Consider the following 17467-nt stretch of genomic DNA (forward strand, 5'->3'; position numbering starts at 1 on the left):
ACCATCTTTCAGCACCCGGCTGTTGAATCAGCGCACGCGCCCGTACAAGTTCGGGTCGTACGCGCTGAACGAGGAGACGCGCACGTTCCTGCCCGGCCTCGGGGCCTCCAGGTACTGGCCCCCGCCGAGGTAGACCGCCACGTGGTGCACCCCGCTCGCCCGGCCGTTGCTGCTCCAGAACACCAGGTCGCCGCGCCGGAGCCGGTCGCGGGTGATCGGGGTGGTGGCCCGGTACTGGTCGTCGGCGACCCGGGGCAGGGTGATGCCCGCCCGCTGGTAGGCGGCCTTGACCAGGCCGGAGCAGTCCCAGCCGTGCGGGCCGTTGCCGCCCCAGACGTAGGGGTCGCCCAGGTGGGACATGGCGAACTGGATGGCGCGCTCGGTGCCGTAGCGGGCGGGGGTGCCGGTGCCGCCCCCGCCACCGTTCGAGGACGAGCCGCCGCCCGGCTTCGGGGTGGGGGTGGCGGTGCCCGCGTACCGCTCGTACTTGTCCTGGTGGCTGGTCCACCACCAGCCGCCGCCCCGCTGGTACCAGTAGACGCGGTCGGTCGCGTCCCAGCCGGCGCGGCCGCGGAAGGTGGGGTTGGCGGAGTGCCCGGCCGAGGTGCCGGGCCGGGTGGCGGTGGGCTTGGACGGCTTGCCCGTGCCGGAGCCGCCCGTCCTGCTCGCGTACGTGCTCTGGTGGCTGGTCCAGTACCAGTGCCCGTTCTTCCGGTACCAGTACACGCGGTCCTTCGGGTCCCAGCCCGCGCTGCCGCGGAAGACGGGCTCGGAGGCGCGGCCCCGGGTGTTCACCGCGGCGCTCCCCGCCGGTCGCGGACCCTGGGCGTGGCGCAGGTACTTGTCCTGGTGCGAGGTCCAGCGCCACCAGCCGGTGGCGTCCTTGTACCAGTAGCGCGAGCCGTCCCAGCCCGCCCTCTTCGGCGCCGGCTCGGCGACGGCGGGACCGGCGGCCGTGCCGACCAGGGCCGCGGCCCCGAGGGCCGCCGCGACGGCCGTACGGACTCCGCAGCGGCGCGCCGGGGCGGCGGCGGACGGCTGCTCGCGGCAGTCCGGGCAGGTGCAGTCGGCGGGGGTCGCTTCCACGTACTCGGGGGCGTGCACGTCTACTTCTCTCCTCGGGGTAAGGCGCGCGCGGTGCGCGGGTGTCGGTTCACGGGGGTCCTGTTCGGGCCGCGCGGTGCGGGTCTCACCGGGGCTCCGGGGTGGTCGCCGCGCCCGGTGCCGCGCACAGGGCGACGGTCAGGTCCTTGACGAGCGCCTTGCGCTCGTAGTCGTCGAGGGTGACGAGGCCGCGCGCGGCGAGCCGGGTGACGGCGTCCTCGACGGTGTCGAGCGCCGAGGTCAGGACCCGGTCGCGGTGCCGGGCGTCCAGGGCGGCGATCTGGCGGCGGCGCATCGCGGCCGCCACGTCGGGGGCGTACTCGACGCGGACGGGGCGGGCGGAGAAGACCTGGACGCCCACGGCCGCGCACTCGGCGGCCAGGGTGCGGCTGAGCTCGTCGCCGACCGCGGCCAGGGAGCGCAGGGCGTCGGGTTCCCGGGCGTCCGGGTCCCCGTCGCGCCCGGGACCGGCGAACTGGTCGGCGGGCATGCGGGAGACGGTGCGGGCGCTGACCTCCTCGATCTGCTCGCGCAGGTACGCGGCGCAGTCGTCGACCGCGAAGGCGGCCCGGGCGGTGTCCCTGACCCGCCACACGACCAGGACCACCACGCGCAGGGAGACGCCGTCGGCGTCGACGCCGGGGAGGGGTTCGCTGCGCCAGTGGTTGAGGCGGACGTCGACCCGTCGGCGCCGCGCGAGCGGGTTCATCCAGACCAGGCCGGTGCGCCGTACGGTGCCCCGGTAGCGCCCGAACAGCGAGAGCACCCAGGCGCTGCCCGCGCGGCCCCGGGCGAGCCCGGAGAGGGCGAGGGCGGCGAGCGCGGCGCAGCCGGCCAGGGCGGCCCCGTGCCAGGCGGCCAGGGGCCGGGGCGTGGTGGCGCGGTGCCCGAGCCAGTGCAGCGGGACGCGGTGCACGGTCCACAGGACGGCGCCCGCGCCGACGAGGGCGAGGAGGACGACGAGCATCGCCCACCAGCCCGAACAGGCCGCGCCCGGGCGCTCGTTGAGCCCTCCCTCCGCCCGTGGCGGCGGGACCGGGCGAGGGGCACCGCGGACGGGGGACGCGGCGCCCTCCTGGCCCTGCGCGGGCGGGGCGGGGGGCGTCTTGGTGTCGGCGCGCTTCAGGTCAGCGCTCTTGACGTACGAGGGGGCGGTCTCCTCCTGGTCGCGGTACAGGTGCTCCATCGACAGGGCCGGGGGCGCACCGCGTACGACGAGCGTCGCCGGGGCCCGCCCGTCCTCTCCCGCGAGGTCGGCTTCGGCCTCCCCGCGCTGGGGCTCGTCGTTCTCAGGATCCGGATCCGGCTGCGGCACGGCTGCTGCTCCCTGCGCTCTCCGCGGGGTCAACTGGACTGTCCGGCAGGACTTCTGACGCCACGCAAGACGATCATGAACATTGATGATCATGCATCAAGCGGACATGGAAGGACGCAAGCGAAGGTCCCTAACAGAAGGGACCAAAGTCCCGGACGGTCCTCTTGGAAACAAAAGCCACGGGTCGCGAGGGCGCGGCACCACCGGCCGCCGGAGCGACCTGGGAGGTACGCGCACCGCCCGGAATGTCAGCCTCCGGTATGACGCCGGTTCATGCCTGATGGCGGCGACCGCCCCCTGACCTGCGCCCTAGCGTGGTCGGGGAGCGAGAGAGGACCGCCCCATGGCCCTGTTCAAGTACACCCTCAAGGAATTCCGCGGACGGCTGCGGCAACTGGCCCTGACCGGAGCCGCCGTGGCCGTCGGCGTGGCCTTCCTGGTGCTGTCCGTCGGCGGCAGCGGCGCGCTGGTCGACGCGTACGGCCAGAGCGCCGCGTCCGACGTCGGCCGGGCCGACCTGCGGGCCGAACCGGGCGGCCGGGCCCTCGCGCTGCCACCCGGCGCCGCCGCCCGCGCCGCGAAGGTCCCCGGCGTCACCGCCGTCTCCGAGCGCCTGTCCGGCCAGGGCAACGTCATCAACGCCTCCGGCCGCCCCCTGGACTCGCGCGCCCTGGTCACCTCGGTGGCCGCCGACCCCGAACTCCGCTGGCAGCGGCTCGCCTCGGGGGCCTGGCCCGAGCGCGCCGGAGAGGTCGCGCTCGACCAGGGGACCGCCTCGCTCCTGGGCGTCCGCCCCGGCGACTCCGTACGCGTGCTCAAGGCCGACGGCACCACCGGAACGGCCCGGCTCACCGGCATCCTCGACAGCGGCAGCTCCGCCGCGCTGTCCGGGCAGCCCGTCATCGCCGTACCGCAGGCGCAGATGCGCGCCTACGCCACCGAAGCCCGCGCCACCAGCCTCGACCTCAGCACCGCGAGCGGCGCGGACGCGGGGGCCGTCGCCGACCGCGTCAAGGCCGCGATCGGCGGAGGCGCCGAGGTCAAGACGCACGCCACCGCGGTGGCGGACGCGCGTGACAGCTCCAGCACGCTGTACGGGATCGTGCTCGCCGCCGCCCTCTCCTTCGTCCTCATCGCCCTCGCCGTCGCGCGCATGGTGGTGGCCAACACCTTCTCGGTCGTCCTCGCCCAGCGCGCCCGGCAGCTGGCGCTGATGCGCTGCGTCGGCGCGAGCAGCCGCCAGGTGCGGCAGGTCATCCTCCTGCAGGGCCTGCTCCTCGGCGTCCTCGCCTCCGCCGCCGGGCTCGCCGCGGGCGCCGCCACCGCCCTGGCCGGGAACGCGCTCCTGGGCGCCATGGACCTCGGCCCGGTGCGGGTGGACCTGCTGCCCGGCTGGCCCACCTTCCTGCTCGCCGGGGTCTTCGGCGTCCTGCTGACCCTGGCCGCCGTGCGCGGGCCCGCCAAGCTCGCCTCCCGCGTCGCCCCGGTCGCCGCGCTCGGCACCGGCAACGCCACCCTGCCCACCGTCGGCAACCGCGCCGTGCGCGACGTCTTCTCCCTCGCGCTCCTCGGCCTCGGCGTCCTGCTGCTGATCTCCGGCGCGGCCTCCGCCCCGCCGCTGTCCCTGCTGACGATCACGGCGGGCGCGATCCTGTCCTTCTTCGGGGTGCTGCGCCTGGCCCAGTGGGTGCTGCCGCCGGTCGTCGCGGCCCTCGCGGCCCCCGCGAGGCGCCTGTTCGGCACGACGGGGCGGCTGGCCGGACAGCAGCTGCGCAGCAACCCGGGCCGCACCAGCTCCGCCGCCTCCGCGCTCCTCGTCGGCGTCACCGTCGCCGTGGCCGCCGCGAGCGCCATCGGGATCGTGCGCGGCGGTCTGGAGTCGACGCTGGTCAGCGGGCAGCCGGCGGCGTTCTCGCTGGAGGCGGACGCGCGGGGCCTGCCCCCGCGCGCCCTGGCCGACCTCAAGGCGAGTGACAAGCTCAAGGTCACGCCCGTGCGGTCGGCGAACGTGTCCGTCGGCGGCAAGTCCGTCACCGTCGTCTCGACGGACCCGGCGCGGCTCAACTCCACGACGGAGGGCGTCGACCAGGCGCGCGCGCTGCGCGACGGGGAGTCGCTGGGCGACGGCCTCGGCAAGCTGACGAGGGACCGGGGCTTCTCCCCGCTCCCGTCCTCCCTCCTGCCGGAGGCGACCGCGTACGTCACCCCCGGCACCCTGGACCGGCTCGCGCCGCGCACGGCCACGCCGACGGCGTGGATCAGCCCGGCGGAAGGCGTCAGCCACCTGGAAGCGCGCCGCGCGATCGACCGGGCGCTGGCGGACCACCCGACGGTGCGGGTCAAGGACTCGGCGTCGGACGCCGCCTACCTCCGGACCCTGATGGACCGCATGATGCTGGTGGTCACCGTCCTGCTCGGCTTCTCGATGGCCATCGCCGCACTGGGCGTCGCCGCGACGCTGATGCTGTCGGTGGACGAGCGGACCCGGGAGATCGGGATGCTGCGCGCGATCGGCCTGACGGGCGGTCAACTGCGCTCGCTGCTCACCCTGGAGTCGCTGCTGCTCGCACTGACCGGCGGGGTGGCGGGTACGGCGCTGGGGATCACGTACGGCTGGCTCGCAGCCCGCTCGGTGGCCACCGAAGGCGCCACGCTCCTGGGCCTGCCCTGGGGCGCCCTGACGGCGATCCTCGCAGCGACGGTCCTGGTGGGCGCGGCCGCGTCGGTGGGACCGGCGCGCAGGGTGCGGCGGATGCGGGTGGTGGACGCGTTGGGGGCGTAGCAGGGGGCCGGCCGCGGGGACGCCGGGGGCGGGGAGGTCAGCGGTGGCCGGCTCTGGGGGACCGGTGGCTCCGGAGCTACCGGTCCCCCGGCTCCACTGCCAGCCGGAAGCGGAGCTTCTCCTTGGAGCGGGCGCCGAGCCGGTCGTAGAAGCGGACGGCGTCCTGGTTCCACGGCGGCGTCTGCCACTGGACGTGGTCGAGCCCGAGCGCCCGCGCCTCCGCGACCACCGCCTCCACCAGGCGCGGCCCGAGCCGCAGGCCCCGGTGGCCGTCGCGCAGGAAGAGGCAGTCCATGTGCAGGTACTCCGCACCGTCCCAGGTGGAGACCTCGGCGGAGCACGTGGCGTAGCCGATGGGCCCGACGCCCTCCAGATCGGCCACGAAACACCGCAACCGCGGGTGCGCCGCGCCGAAGAGCAGCTTCTCCAGGCGCCCCTCCAACCCGGACGAGAGGGGCGGGGCCTTCTCGAACTCGGCGTGCTCGCGGGCGAGTTCGACAATCCGGGGCAGATCGCCGACACGGGCGGGACGCACGTCGACGCGGGGGACGCCGACGGCGTCGAGGCGGTCGGACGTGGCAGCGCTGCTGGAGCGGCTGGAGGTGGTGACGGCGTCGTGTGCATGGCCCATGGGCCCATCGTACGGAGGAAGGGTGAGCGGCCCTTGAGATGCACCGTGGTGGGTGCGGGTCAGCGGTCCTCGCCGCGGCCGTACTTGACGTACGCCACCAGTCCGACCACGTTCCCGAAGGCGCAGATCAGCAGCCACAGCTGGGGCGTGAGCGTCCGGGTCCTCGGATGGCGGGTGACGTCGAGCATGCAGAGGACCGCCGGTACGAGCGCGATCAGCGGGACCAGCGCGGCCCACGGCGTGACCGTCGTCGCACCGAGGTAGCCGGCCGCGAGGACGCGTGTCATACGGAAAGGTATACCGCCGTCGGCGCCGCGACGGACCCCGCCCACAGGCACCTTCGACGGGCACCTTCCTCGTTCCGGAGGGTCGCCACAACAGCGCTTACAGGTGTAAACAGAGGTCGATGACGATACGCCGACACGACGACAAGGGGCACCCGATGACCCAGTCCGAAGCCTCGGAGCGGACCGACGCCTTCGTCCCGCACGCGTTCGAGGAACGCACCGTGGACCTGGGCGAGATCCGCATGAACTACGTCGCCGAGGGCGACCCCGACGCCCCTCCCCTGCTCCTCGTGCCCGCCCAGAGCGAGTCCTGGTGGGGGTACGAGAAGGCGCTCCCGCTGCTGACCGACCGCTTCCGGGTGTACGCCGTCGACCTGCGCGGCCAGGGCCGCTCCACCTGGACCCCCGGCCGCTACACCCTCGACAACCTCGGCAACGACCTGGTCCGCTTCCTCGACCTGGTCGTGCGGCGCCCCGCCTACGTCGCGGGCAACTCCTCCGGCGGCCTCATCAGCGCCTGGCTCGCCGCCCGCGCCAAGCCGGGGCAGGTCCGGGCCGCCGTCCTCGAGGACCCGCCGGTCTTCTCCGCCGAGGTCGCGCCCCCGGTGGGGCCCGCCATCCATCAGTCGATCGGGCCGCTGTTCGCGGCGCGCTCCAAGTGGCTCGGTGACCAGTGGTCGATCGGGGACTGGGAGGGCCTGACACGGGCCCTGCGGAACGAACTGCCGGACGCCCTGGGCCGGTTCGTCGCCGCGCTCGGCGGTGACGACGGGGGCCTCGCCGCCAAGGAGGTGCCGCAACACCTCAGGGAGTACGACCCCGAGTGGGGCCGCTCGTTCGTCTCGGGCCTGGCCAACGCCGCCTGCGACCACGCCGACCTGCTCTCCCAGGTCCGGGTGCCGGTGCTGTTCACGCACCACTTCCGCACGACGGACCCGGAGACCGGCCACCTGATCGGCGCCTGCACCGACGTCCAGGCGCGCCACGCGTGCCGTCTGATGGAGGCGGCGGGTCAGCCCGTGACGTACGCCGACCTGCCCGACGCCGCGCACGGCCTGCACGACGCGGACCCGGAGCTCTACGTCCGTACGGTCGTGGAGTGGATCGACTCCCTGACCTGACACCGGGCCCGCGCCCTCCGGGCCGCCCGACCGGACCCCAGGGCGTGTCGTGAAGGTCCCGGGCCCTCAGCTCAGGCCCTTCACCGCCGCCTTCACCTTCTGGGCCAGGTCCTTCGGGAGCGGGGCGTAGCCGTCGGGGGTGATCGCCTGCTGGCCCGTGGCGCCGACCGCGTAGTCGAGGAACGACCGCAGCGACGGCAGGACGTCCTTGTTGTTGCCCTTCGCGCAGACCAGCGCGTAGTCCACGCGCACGATCGGGTACGCGCCCTCGGCCTTCGTCGTGTAGTCGACCTCCACCGACATGGTCGTGTCCGTACCGTCCAGGCGGCCCGACGCCACCCCCTTGGCCGCCGCCTGGGTGGTCGGCTCCACGGCCGCCTTGGCTCCCGTCGCCAGACTGGCCCGGTCGAGGGAGCCCTGGGCACCCAGCGGTACGAAGGAGACCGCCCCCTGCGTCTGCCCGACCCGGGCCACCAGGTCCGTCGTCGACGCGGCGGTCGTCCCCTTGCCCTTCGGCATCGTCAGGGCCGGCGCGTGCGTCCACGCGCTCGGCACGGCCGCCGACAGGTACTCGGTGAGCAGCAGCGTGCTGGACGACTGCTGGGCCGGGACCACGGCCGTGATCGGCTGGTCGGGCAGCACCATGGTGGGGTTGCTGCGGCGGATCCGGTCGTCGTTCCACCGGGTGATGCGGCCGTCGAAGATCCCCGCCAGCGCCTCCGCGTCGAGCGCGAGGCCCTTCACCCCGGCGACGTTGTAGACGACGGCCAGCGACACCACGTCCAGCGGGAGTTGGGCCGCCGTCTGACCGCCGCACCGCGCCGCCGTCCGGCCCGCCTCGTCCCCCGACAGCGGTGCGTCGACGACGGCCAGGTCCGTCTGCCCGGACCGGAACGCCGCGAGACCGGCCCCGCTGCCCATCGGTGTGTACGCGACGCTCGTGGACGGGCAGGCCGCGGTGAAGCCCGACGTCCAGCGCTGCATCGCGGCGGCCTGGGCGGGCGCCCCGGCCGACTTGAGCGAGGCGGCGCCTCCCCCCTCGGGGCAGGAGACGACGTCCGGCGCCCCGCCGGTGGACGAACCACCGCCCCTGCCACCCAACTTGTCGTCGTCCGAACCCATCAGCGCCGGAACGGTGAAGGCTGCCGCCACGCCCAAGGCGACAACGGCGGCCGCCGCCACCGCGAACTGACGTGACGTACGGCGCGGTCGCCCCGGCCCGACGTCCGCGGCCGGGGGCGCCGGAGGCGCGGAGGGCATGGCGGGGGCGGTGGGGGCGGCGGACGTGCGGGAGCCGGACGCGGAACCGCCGTCCACCGCGGTCGGCGTGGGGGTGGGGCTCGGTGTGGGTGTGGGAACGGGGGTGGTCGGGGTCGGCGCAGGCGTACGGGGATCCTGCGGGGCTGGCGTGCCGGGCCCCCAGCCCGCCCCCGCGTCCTCCTCGTACCCCGCGTCCTCCTCCGCCTCGCCCAGCAGCGCGAGCAGCTCCGGCACCGTCGCGCGCCCCGCCTGGTCCTTGGCGAGGCAGGACAGGACCAGGGGGCGCAACGAGTCGGGGAGGCCCGTCAGGTCCGGCTCCTCGTAGACCACGCGGAAGCCGATCGCGTGCATCGAATCCCCGTCGAACGGGCCGTGCCCCGTCGCCGCGTACACCAGGACCGACCCCAGCGCGAAGACGTCCGAGGCTGGGCCCACCTCACCCCGCTGGAACTGTTCGGGCGCCATGAACGGCGGCGTACCGACCACCATCCCGGTGCTCGTCAGCGCGGTCGCCGCGCTCGCGCGGGCGATGCCGAAGTCGATGACGCGCGGGCCGTCGTCGGCCAGCAGCACGTTCCCGGGCTTCAGGTCGCGGTGCACGAGGCCGGCGCCGTGGATGTCACGGAGGGCCTCGACGAGTCCGGCGGCGAGGCGGCGCACTTCCGGGGGCGTCAGGTTGCCCTGGCGCTGGACCCGCTCGGCGAGGGAGGGGCCGGGGATGAAGAGGGTGGCGAGCCAGGGGGAAGGGGCTTCGGGGTCGGCGTCGACGACCGGGGCGGTGAACGCCCCGCTCACCCGCCGCGCCGCCGCCACCTCGCGCCGGAACCGGTCGCGGAACTGCGGGTCGTCGGCGAGGTCGGGCCGGATCACCTTGACGGCGACGTGCCGCCCGGAGACGGACTGGGCGCGGTAGACCACACCCATGCCCCCGGCGCCGAGCCGGCCGCGCAGCCGATAGCCGCCGATGGTGCGCGGATCGCCTTCCAGCAGTGTCACGTACGTGTCCCCCCTGACCGCCCCCGAACGGCCGCCCAGCAGGTGGGGCCGCCGCCGGGGACAGCGTAGCGGCGCCGTCCGACAGCCGTCCCCGAGGGCACGGAAAGCCTCCCTCCGCATGCCGCTGCGTCGCGCCAGGGCCAACGGGGCTCTCCGTGACGGCACTTCGACCGGCATGCGCCACCATGGTCTGCCGGGCGGAGCACCACGCGCCGTCCCGGCAGGACGAGTCGGCGAGTCGGCGATCAGGACGGGGAGCGGTGGAGCGGGACGAGCAGCAAGAGGAGCAGGACGGACAGCGGAGCGAGGACCAGATCCTGGCCGACGCGCTTGCCGCCCTCGGGGCACCGAGCGGGGGCGGCGGTCTGGTCCGGGTGGTGGCCAGGCTGATGAAGAAGAACGTCCACGAGGTCGAACAGCTCGTCCCCCTGCCGTACGACGACGCAGTGCGACGCGTGTCCGGCGTGCTCAGGAACGCCGGCCGCCCGGTCGGCACCGGGGCGGCCGGGACCGGCCCGGTCGGCACCGGCGGGAGCAGTGCGCTCCGTGTCGTCGTCGGCGGTGGTGCCGGTGGCCTGAACCCCGTCGTGGTGACCGCGCGCGTGCTGCGGGTCGACGAGGACAGCTCACGGATCTGGCTGCGTGCCGCCGCCAAGGAGGGGCTGATCAGACAGCGGGCCGGGGAGAAGACCGCGGCCCGTCTCGCCGCCCTACTCAGCGGGGCGACCGGAGCGGACGGCAACGGGTAGGGGCAGGCATTCGTCGAGCAGACCGACGATGTCGCGCCACGCCCGCTGTGCGTGTCGTGGGTGGTAGCCGACGCCCGGGCGTGTGGTGTGGTCGACCGTCGGGTGGTGGAAGGCGTGCAGGGCCCCGCCGTAGACCACGCACCGCCAGTCGACGCCCGCGTCCCGCATCTCGGCCGCGAACGCCTCTCGTTGCGCGGGCGGCATGATCGGGTCCTCCGATCCGACACCCGCCCACACGGGGCAGCGGATGCGGGTCGCCTCGCCCGGTCGGCCCGTGGTCAGTGCGTTGACCGTGCCGATCGCGCGCAAGTCGACCCCGTCGCGGCCGAGTTCCAGCGCGATCGCTCCCCCGGTGCCGTAGCCGATCGCGGCGACCCGGTCGAGGTCGGCCCGCGGTTCGGCGCGCAGCACCCCGAGCGCGGCATGGCCGATGTCCCGCATCCGGTCCGGGTCCGCGAGCAGCGGCATGCAACGGGCCAGCATCTCCTCGGGGTCGTCCAGATAGCGACCGCCGTGCAGGTCGAAGGCCAGCGCCACGTACCCCAGCTCGGCCAGGGCGTCCGCCCGGCGGCGTTCGACGTCGCTGAGCCCCGTCCCCTCGGGCCCGACCAGGACCGCGGGCCGACGCTCATCGCCCGCGGGGAGCGCGAGGTGTCCGATCATCCCGAGACCATCGGCCGGATATTCGACCGTACGTGTTGTGATCGTCATGCAGCCCGACCGTAGTGACCGTCCGGCCAGGTCGGGCCGGTGTTCACGATCGGCGGAAGGAGGGCCCTCTCGTCAAGGGCCCTCCTGTGCACCGTGGTTCACCCGCTCACACCGTCTTCGCGTACTCCTCCTGCGACCCCCGCGACTCGCGCCGGTCGGCGTCCCGTCCGGTGCTCGTGCGGCGCAGCAGCAGGGCCGCCGTCACCAGCGCCGCCACCAGCAGGGCCGTGCCCGTGGCGAAGGCCAGGTGGTAGCCCTCCGTCAGGGCCTCCGGCCGGGTGCGGCCCGCTGCGGTGAGGGCGTCGGTGCGGGAGGCCGCCAGAGTGGACAGGACCGCCACCCCGAGGGCCATGCCGATCTGCTGCGTCGTGTTGAACAGGCCCGACGCCAGGCCCGCGTCCTCCTCCTTCGCTCCCGACATCCCGAGCGTCGTCAGGGCCGGCAGTGCCAGGCCGAAGCCCGCCGCGAGCAGCATCACCGGAAGCAGGTCCACGGCGTAGTCCGCGTGCACCGGGACCCGGGTGAGCAGGCCCAGTACGCCGATCAGCAGGACCAGGCCCGTCAGCAGGACGTTGCGCTCGCCGAAGCGGGCGTTCAGCCGGGCCGAGACGCCCAGCGACACCGCGCCGATCACCACGGCCGCCGGGAGCATCGCAAGACCGGTGGCCGCCGCCCCGTACCCCTGGACCTTCTGCAGGTACAGGGCCACCAGCACCTGGAAGGAGAACAGCGCGGCCACCATCAGCATCTGCACCACGTTCGCCCCGACCACCGTCCGCGAGCGCAGGATCCGCAGCGGCATCAGCGGGGTGCGGGCCCTGCCCTGGCGCACGAAGAACGCCGCGATCAGCACCGCCGCCGCCCCGCCGAGACCCAGCGTGTGCGCCGAGGTCCAGCCGTGCTCCTCGACCTTGACCACCGTGTAGATCCCGAGCATCAGGCCCGCCGTGATCAGCAGCGCGCCCGGCGCGTCCGCCCCCGCCCGCAGGCCCTGCCCCCGGTCGGCCGGCAGCGCCGGAACCGCGAGCAGCAGGGCCGCCAGGCCGATCGGCAGGTTGATGAAGAAGATCCAGTGCCAGTCCAGCGCGTCGGTCAGTACGCCGCCGAGCACCTGCCCCAGTGACGCCCCCGCCGCCCCGGTGAAGCTGAACACCGCGATGGCCTTGGCCCGTTCGCCCGGCTCCCTGAACAGCGTGACCAGGATGCCGAGGCTGACGGAGGCCGCCAGCGCACTGCCCACGCCCTGCAGGAAGCGCGCCGCGATCAGCACCGCCGGGGTGCCGGCCGCGGCCGCGAGGAGGGAGGCCGCGGTGAAGATCCCGGTGCCCGCCAGGAACATCCGCTTGCGGCCCAGCAGGTCCCCCAGCCGGCCCGCCAGGAGCAACAGGCTCCCGAAGGCGATCAGGTACGCGTTGACCACCCAGCTCAGGCCCGCCGGCGTGAACCCCAGGTCGGACTGGATCGCGGGCATCGCCACGGTCACGATGCTGCCGTCCAGGATGACCATCAGCGTGCCGGTGGCGAGCACCGCGAGCGCGGTCCAGCGGGAGCGGAACCGGGAGAGGAATCCGGAACCGGACCCGGAATCCGGTCCTGTGGACGTCGTGGTGGAGGACATCTGGGCGCTCCTGGGGGCTCGTTGCCGGTGCGGGGTGCGCCGGGCGACGAGTGAGACCGTAGCAGATAGTTCTGTTGCAGACTATCTATCTCGGATCCGGTCGCGAAGGCGACCGGAGAGTGCGCCACGCAAAACCATCCCCTTCCGGATAATCCGCTACGGATCGATTCGCTACCCTGGTCCCATGACAGCCATGGCCCCCGCGCGCACCGAGCCCGACCTCTCCTTCCTGCTCGACCACACCAGCCACGTCCTGCGGACGCAGATGGCCGCCGCCCTCGCCCGGATCGGCCTCACCGCGCGCATGCACTGCGTCCTGGTGCACGCGCTGGAGCAGGAGCGGACGCAGGCACAGCTCGCCGAGATCGGGGACATGGACAAGACCACGATGGTCGTCACCGTCGACGCCCTGGAGAAGGCCGGCCTCGCCGAACGGCGGCCCGCCACCCACGACCGCCGGGCCCGGATCATCGCGGTCACCGAGGAGGGTGCCAAGGTCGCCCGACAGAGCCAGAAGATCGTGGACGGCGTGCACGAGAGCGCCCTCGGCTCGCTCCCCGAGGCCGAGCGCGAGGCGCTGCTGCGGGTACTGAACCTGCTGGTGCAGGGACATCTGGCCACCCCTGACGAGGGTGCGGGCACGGCCCGCAGGGCGCGCCAGGCCAACTGACGCGCCCGCCCCGCCTACTTCCCCCTCGACCTACTTCCCCCGTGCGTACTCGGCCCAGATCCGCAGCGGGAACACGTTCCCCCGGTCGTCCTTGCGGCCGCCGACCCCCTGCATGCCGAGCAGTTGCGGCGTCCCCGGCTTGGTGCGGAACACCGTGACGGCCGTCGTCAGGTCGTCCATGTGGCCCACGTACCAGGCCGACCTCATCCGGTCGTCCTCGCCCGTCGCCCCCGCCATGAGGTCCTTGAGCGGCGTCGACCGGGCGAGCTCGTCGAGCTTCCCGTCCCGTTGCAACTCCGTCCAGGCGAGCTCGCCCAGGGCGCTGTTCACGTCGTTCGCCACCCGGGCGTCCATCGCGCGCTCCGGCCCGGGCTTCGCGAAGCCCTCGACCTCCTCCGTCTCCCCCTCCTCCGTCCTCGTCACCTTCGTGACCGAGTACGGGTCCGACCGCATCCCCTCGTTGGTGAACGCGGTGTACGCGTCCGCCATCCGCACCGCGCTCGGCGTGGACGTGCCCAGCGGGAACGACTTGTCCAGGCGGGCCAGGCTGTCGGCGTGCAGTCCGGACGCGACCGCCAGGGCCTTCACCTTGTCCAGGCCGACGTGCTGGGCGAGCCGGACGAACGTGGCGTTGGCCGACCTGACCAGCGCCGATTGCAGGGTGCTCGGCGCGGCGAAGGGCGTGGCGCCGCCCCCGACCGACGGCTTCACGTCGACCGCCCGGCTGCCGTCGGCGAGCAGGTTGCCCCGGCTGTCGTAACCGCTGTTGAGGGTGATCAGCCCGTCGCCGTGCTGCAGCCCCGCCGCCAGTACGAAGGGCTTGAACGCCGAGCCGACGGGCACGCCCGCGGTGTCCGCGTTGTTGCTGAAGTGGGTGATCGCGTCCGCCCCGCCGTACACCGCGACCACCGCGCCGTCCGAGCGCACCGACGCCGCCCCGACCTCCACGTAGCGGTCCTCCGCCCGCTTCTTCGGGTCGAGGTCCCGCTTCCGCACGGCCAGTACCGCCTGCTCCAGCCGCCGCACCCCGGCCTTGTCGAAGGTGGTGTGGACCTTGTACCCGCCCCGCGCCAGGTCCTTGTCGGTGAGGCCCGAACGCTTCTTGATGTACTTGTTCGCTATGTCCACCAGATAGCCCGTCTGGCCACCCAGGCTGGTCGGCTTCACGGCCTTCCTGGGCTCGGGGAACCTCGTGTACTCCGCCCGCTCCACCTTCGACATCGTGCCCGTCTCGACCTGCCGGTCCAGGATCCACTTCCACCGCTCGACGGCACGGTCGTGGTTGCCCCCGCCGCCCGCCGGGTCGTACTGCTCCGCGCCCTTGAGCAGCGCCGCGAGCACCGCGGCCCGACTGGGGTCGAGGTCCTTGGCGGGGATGCCGTAGTACGCCTGGGCAGCGGCCTGGATCCCGTACGCGCCCCGGCCGAACCAACTGGTGTTGAGGTACCCCTCGAGGATGTCCTGCTTGGTGGCCCGGCTGTCCAGCTTCAGGGCGATGAAGAACTCCTTCACCTTGCGCTCGGCCGACTGCTCCTGGCTGAGGTAGGTGTTCTTCACGTACTGCTGGGTGATCGTCGAACCGCCCTGCGTCTCCCCTCCCTTGACCACGCTCACCAGCGCCCGGGCGATGCCCTTGGGCGAGACGCCGTGGTCGGTGTAGAAGGTCTCGTTCTCGGCGGCGATGACCGCGCGTTCCATGGAGTCGGGCACGTCGTCGAGCGTGACGTCCTGCCGGTTCACCGCCCCGACGCTGACCATCTGGGTGCCGTCGGCCCAGTAGTAGACGGTGCCCTGGCGCTGGGCGTCGGCGTTCGCGTCGGGGATGTCCACGGAGACGTACACGGCGACGAACGTCCCCGCGAGCGCACCGAACCCGACCAGGTGCAGCCCGAGCACCTGCCGCCAGGACGGCACCCACCGCCGCCAACGCGTCCGGCCACGACGCGGGTAGTCGGGCCGGAGCACGCTCCGGCGCCTGGAAGGCAGGGACTGATCGGGCTTCTCCGCACGCTTCTCCGCGCGCTCGGCCGGCTCCGTCTCTTCTCTCTTCTCCGCCTTCTCCGCCGGCTCCGCCTGCTCGGAGTTCTCCTCTCGCTCGTTTCTCTCGGGGCGTTCGCGATGTCGGGGGGCCATGCTCCTGCTCCTGTTTCACCGTCCCGCACCTGCGTGGCGCGAAGCTTGTGGAGGGAGATGACCAAGATCGAGAAGAGGTTGTTCAGCCACTGCCTCAAAACGACCGACGCCGTTCCGCTTGCCGCCCTATCCGCCCCTATGACCCGTTGTTAAATCCCGGTTCTTCCGGACCCGTGAGCGTCCGCTGGTACTCGTACGACGTGTGGGTCGGCCGGTAACCGAGGTCGTCGTTGACCCGGCGCATGTGCGGGTTGTTGTCCGCCGTGTCCGTGAGCAGTCCGGCGAGCTCCGGGTGTTGTTCACGCGCCTCGACGATCGACGCGGCCTTCATCCAGAGCGCCAGGCCCCTGCCCCGGTGGGACGGCAGGACCGCCGTCCCGTAGTGCTGGGCGTCGCCCTTGCCGTCGCCCGGGACCACCAGTTCGGTGAAGCCCACGATGGTGCCGTCGGTGCGGTCGACGGCGGCGACGGTACGCAGGACCTCGCCCCGCGCCGCCACCGCGGAGGCCGCCGCCCGCACCCGGTTCAGGTCCCACACCACCGTGCCCCAGTCGACCGCCCCCATCGGCATGTCGTCCATCGCCCGGCGCGAGGCCACGAAGGTGTCCGCGAGTCCATCGGGGACCGTCCCGACCCACGACCTCAACTCATAGCCCTCGTGGGTGCTTCGGACCAGCGCCGCGAGCGCCTCGACGTCCGCGTCCGCCAGGGCCAGGCGGGTGTACGTGAGCGTCAGCGCCACCTCGAAGCCGGACGCCTCAAGGAACGCGGAGCCGGGTGAGTCGGCACTCGCCTGGGCTATGAGGCTCGTACGACCGTCCTGGCGGGCCGCCTCCACGGCCGCGTCGAGGAGCGCCTTCCCTGCGCCTCGTCGGCGCTCGGCCGGGTGGACCTGGACGTCAAGCTCGGAGAGGTGCTGCTGGCCCTCCTTGTCGAAGAGGCGCAAGAAGGCGTGGCCGACGGTGGTCCCGTCGGGGGCGGTGGCCAGCCAGGCCAGACGACGAGCGGACGCGCTCTGCTCGGGGTCGGTCAGGGCTGTGATGCGTACGGACAAGCTGTCTCCATCGGTCAAGGGGGTTCTCGTTACGAGGTTCGTCAGGGCGTTCTCGTCAAGTGAGTTGCTCGGCTAGGGAGTTGCACGCGGTGTGAAGGTGCCGGGTGGTGCGGTTACCGGGCCCAGGGGATCACACGCGTGCCCTCCGCACCAGGGACCGAGGCGACCCCGTCCGCGCGCATCGCCACATGTGCCTCGGCGTCCTGCGGTGCGTGGATGCGGCGGACCAGGTCGGGCGGCAGGACCAGGGTCCGGCCCGCGGCGACCAGCTCCGTACGACCTCCGCAGGTCACCTCCAGCGCGCCGACGGTCACCGTCCAGACCTGCTCGCGGCTGATCGCGTGCTCGGGGCCGGTCTGGCCCTCGCGCATGGCCACGGTCCAGGTGCTCAGCTCCGTACTGCCGCGGCTGGGTGCGGCGAGGCCGGTCATCCGGGCGTTCGGCGTCTCGGTGACGTGCTCGTCGGACGTGGTGATGACCCGCGGTGCGGGGACGTCCGCCGGCCAGCCGACCGGTCCGTCGGCCGCAACGTCCGCAAGTGCGTCCACCGGTGCGTCCCCCGGTGCGTCCAACAGCGTGCCAGCGGGCTCGGGCTCGGCTCCCGGCTGGTCGATCCACTCGACGAGTTGGACGACGATCCCGTTGGGATCGGTCAACTGGAACAGCCGCTCGCCCCAGGGCTCTTCGCGCAGCGCCATCGTGACCGGAGCCCCGGCCTCGCGCAGCCGCTTCTCCACCGCCTCTATCCCGGTGACGGTCAGCGCCAGTATCAGCCCGGCGGCCGTCCGGTCGCGCTGCTCGGGCGGGAGCAGCTCGATGCCGCGCCGCAGAAGGACGATGTCGACGGCCGCGTCCTCCCGCTCGAGGAATACGAACCCGTCCGCTGCCACGACCGTGCGGTAGCCGAGGTACGTGCGGAAGAAGTCCAGCGAGGCTTCGAGGTCGTCGACCGTGAGGGACACGGTGGAGGTGGTGACGTTCAGAGCGACTCCCAGGTCTAGGTCCGAGGTATTTTTACGACGGTGGTAACTTTACG

The 17467-nt window shown here is 73.4% G+C and carries 14 protein-coding genes; 4 read left to right on the forward strand and 10 right to left on the reverse strand.

The window, feature by feature from the left end:
• Positions 1 to 27 precede the first annotated feature (27 nt).
• Both ABT160_RS16260 and ABT160_RS16265 read right to left on the reverse strand, forming a co-directional pair.
• Positions 28 to 1104, reverse strand: a complete 1077-nt coding sequence (locus ABT160_RS16260; protein WP_351647986.1) for a C40 family peptidase — start codon at positions 1102 to 1104, stop codon at positions 28 to 30.
• A gap of 85 nt (positions 1105 to 1189) precedes the next feature.
• Positions 1190 to 2419 carry an SPFH domain-containing protein gene (locus ABT160_RS16265; protein ID WP_351647988.1) on the reverse strand — a complete coding sequence of 410 codons (1230 nt, stop codon included), beginning with the start codon at positions 2417 to 2419 and terminating at the stop codon, positions 1190 to 1192.
• A gap of 343 nt (positions 2420 to 2762) precedes the next feature.
• Here ABT160_RS16265 and ABT160_RS16270 point away from each other — a divergent pair, with 343 nt between their 5' ends.
• The gene (locus tag ABT160_RS16270; protein WP_351647990.1) at positions 2763 to 5201 is read left to right on the forward strand and encodes an FtsX-like permease family protein; all 2439 of its coding nucleotides are present in this window, start codon (positions 2763 to 2765) and stop codon (positions 5199 to 5201) included.
• 76 nt (positions 5202 to 5277) lie between these two features.
• Here ABT160_RS16270 and ABT160_RS16275 read toward each other — a convergent pair whose 3' ends face one another.
• Together ABT160_RS16275 and ABT160_RS16280 are read right to left on the reverse strand one after the other, a co-directional pair.
• On the reverse strand, positions 5278 to 5832 hold the full coding sequence (locus ABT160_RS16275; RefSeq protein ID WP_351647992.1) for a GNAT family N-acetyltransferase: 555 nt from the start codon (positions 5830 to 5832) through the stop codon (positions 5278 to 5280).
• Positions 5833 to 5891: 59 nt separating this feature from the next.
• Positions 5892 to 6119, reverse strand: coding sequence for a hypothetical protein (locus ABT160_RS16280; protein ID WP_351647994.1), 228 nt, complete (start codon positions 6117 to 6119; stop codon positions 5892 to 5894).
• A 119-nt stretch (positions 6120 to 6238) separates the two neighbouring features.
• On the opposite strand from ABT160_RS16280, the gene ABT160_RS16285 reads away from it, so the two are divergent.
• A complete protein-coding gene (locus tag ABT160_RS16285; protein WP_351647995.1) occupies positions 6239 to 7240 on the forward strand; it encodes an alpha/beta fold hydrolase in 1002 nt (333 codons plus the stop codon).
• 66 nt (positions 7241 to 7306) lie between these two features.
• Here ABT160_RS16285 and ABT160_RS16290 read toward each other — a convergent pair whose 3' ends face one another.
• Positions 7307 to 9496, reverse strand: a complete 2190-nt coding sequence (locus ABT160_RS16290; protein ID WP_351647997.1) for a substrate-binding domain-containing protein — start codon at positions 9494 to 9496, stop codon at positions 7307 to 7309.
• Between the two features lie 260 nt (positions 9497 to 9756).
• Here ABT160_RS16290 and ABT160_RS16295 point away from each other — a divergent pair, with 260 nt between their 5' ends.
• Positions 9757 to 10245, forward strand: a complete 489-nt coding sequence (locus ABT160_RS16295) for a hypothetical protein (protein WP_351647999.1) — start codon at positions 9757 to 9759, stop codon at positions 10243 to 10245.
• On the opposite strand, the gene ABT160_RS16300 is transcribed toward ABT160_RS16295, so the two are convergent.
• Together ABT160_RS16300 and ABT160_RS16305 are read right to left on the reverse strand one after the other, a co-directional pair.
• Positions 10207 to 10956: a dienelactone hydrolase family protein gene (locus tag ABT160_RS16300; protein WP_351648001.1), complete on the reverse strand. Its 750-nt coding sequence runs from the start codon at positions 10954 to 10956 to the stop codon at positions 10207 to 10209. The two genes, ABT160_RS16295 and ABT160_RS16300, sit on opposite strands and share 39 nt — an antisense overlap.
• A gap of 106 nt (positions 10957 to 11062) precedes the next feature.
• A complete protein-coding gene (locus ABT160_RS16305) occupies positions 11063 to 12463 on the reverse strand; it encodes an MFS transporter (protein WP_502984237.1) in 1401 nt (466 codons plus the stop codon).
• Between the two features lie 295 nt (positions 12464 to 12758).
• Here ABT160_RS16305 and ABT160_RS16310 point away from each other — a divergent pair, with 295 nt between their 5' ends.
• Positions 12759 to 13244, forward strand: coding sequence for a MarR family winged helix-turn-helix transcriptional regulator (locus ABT160_RS16310; RefSeq protein WP_351648005.1), 486 nt, complete (start codon positions 12759 to 12761; stop codon positions 13242 to 13244).
• 30 nt (positions 13245 to 13274) lie between these two features.
• On the opposite strand, the gene ABT160_RS16315 is transcribed toward ABT160_RS16310, so the two are convergent.
• From ABT160_RS16315 to ABT160_RS16325, 3 genes are all read right to left on the reverse strand, one after another.
• Positions 13275 to 15377 carry a transglycosylase domain-containing protein gene (locus ABT160_RS16315; protein WP_351648006.1) on the reverse strand — a complete coding sequence of 701 codons (2103 nt, stop codon included), beginning with the start codon at positions 15375 to 15377 and terminating at the stop codon, positions 13275 to 13277.
• 136 nt (positions 15378 to 15513) lie between these two features.
• Positions 15514 to 16431, reverse strand: coding sequence for a GNAT family N-acetyltransferase (locus ABT160_RS16320; protein WP_351648008.1), 918 nt, complete (start codon positions 16429 to 16431; stop codon positions 15514 to 15516).
• A 113-nt stretch (positions 16432 to 16544) separates the two neighbouring features.
• The gene (locus ABT160_RS16325) at positions 16545 to 17393 is read right to left on the reverse strand and encodes a VOC family protein (RefSeq protein ID WP_351648010.1); all 849 of its coding nucleotides are present in this window, start codon (positions 17391 to 17393) and stop codon (positions 16545 to 16547) included.
• Positions 17394 to 17467 lie beyond the last annotated feature (74 nt).

The organism is Streptomyces sp. NPDC001941, from assembly GCF_040296945.1.
GTDB lineage: Bacteria > Actinomycetota > Actinomycetes > Streptomycetales > Streptomycetaceae > Streptomyces.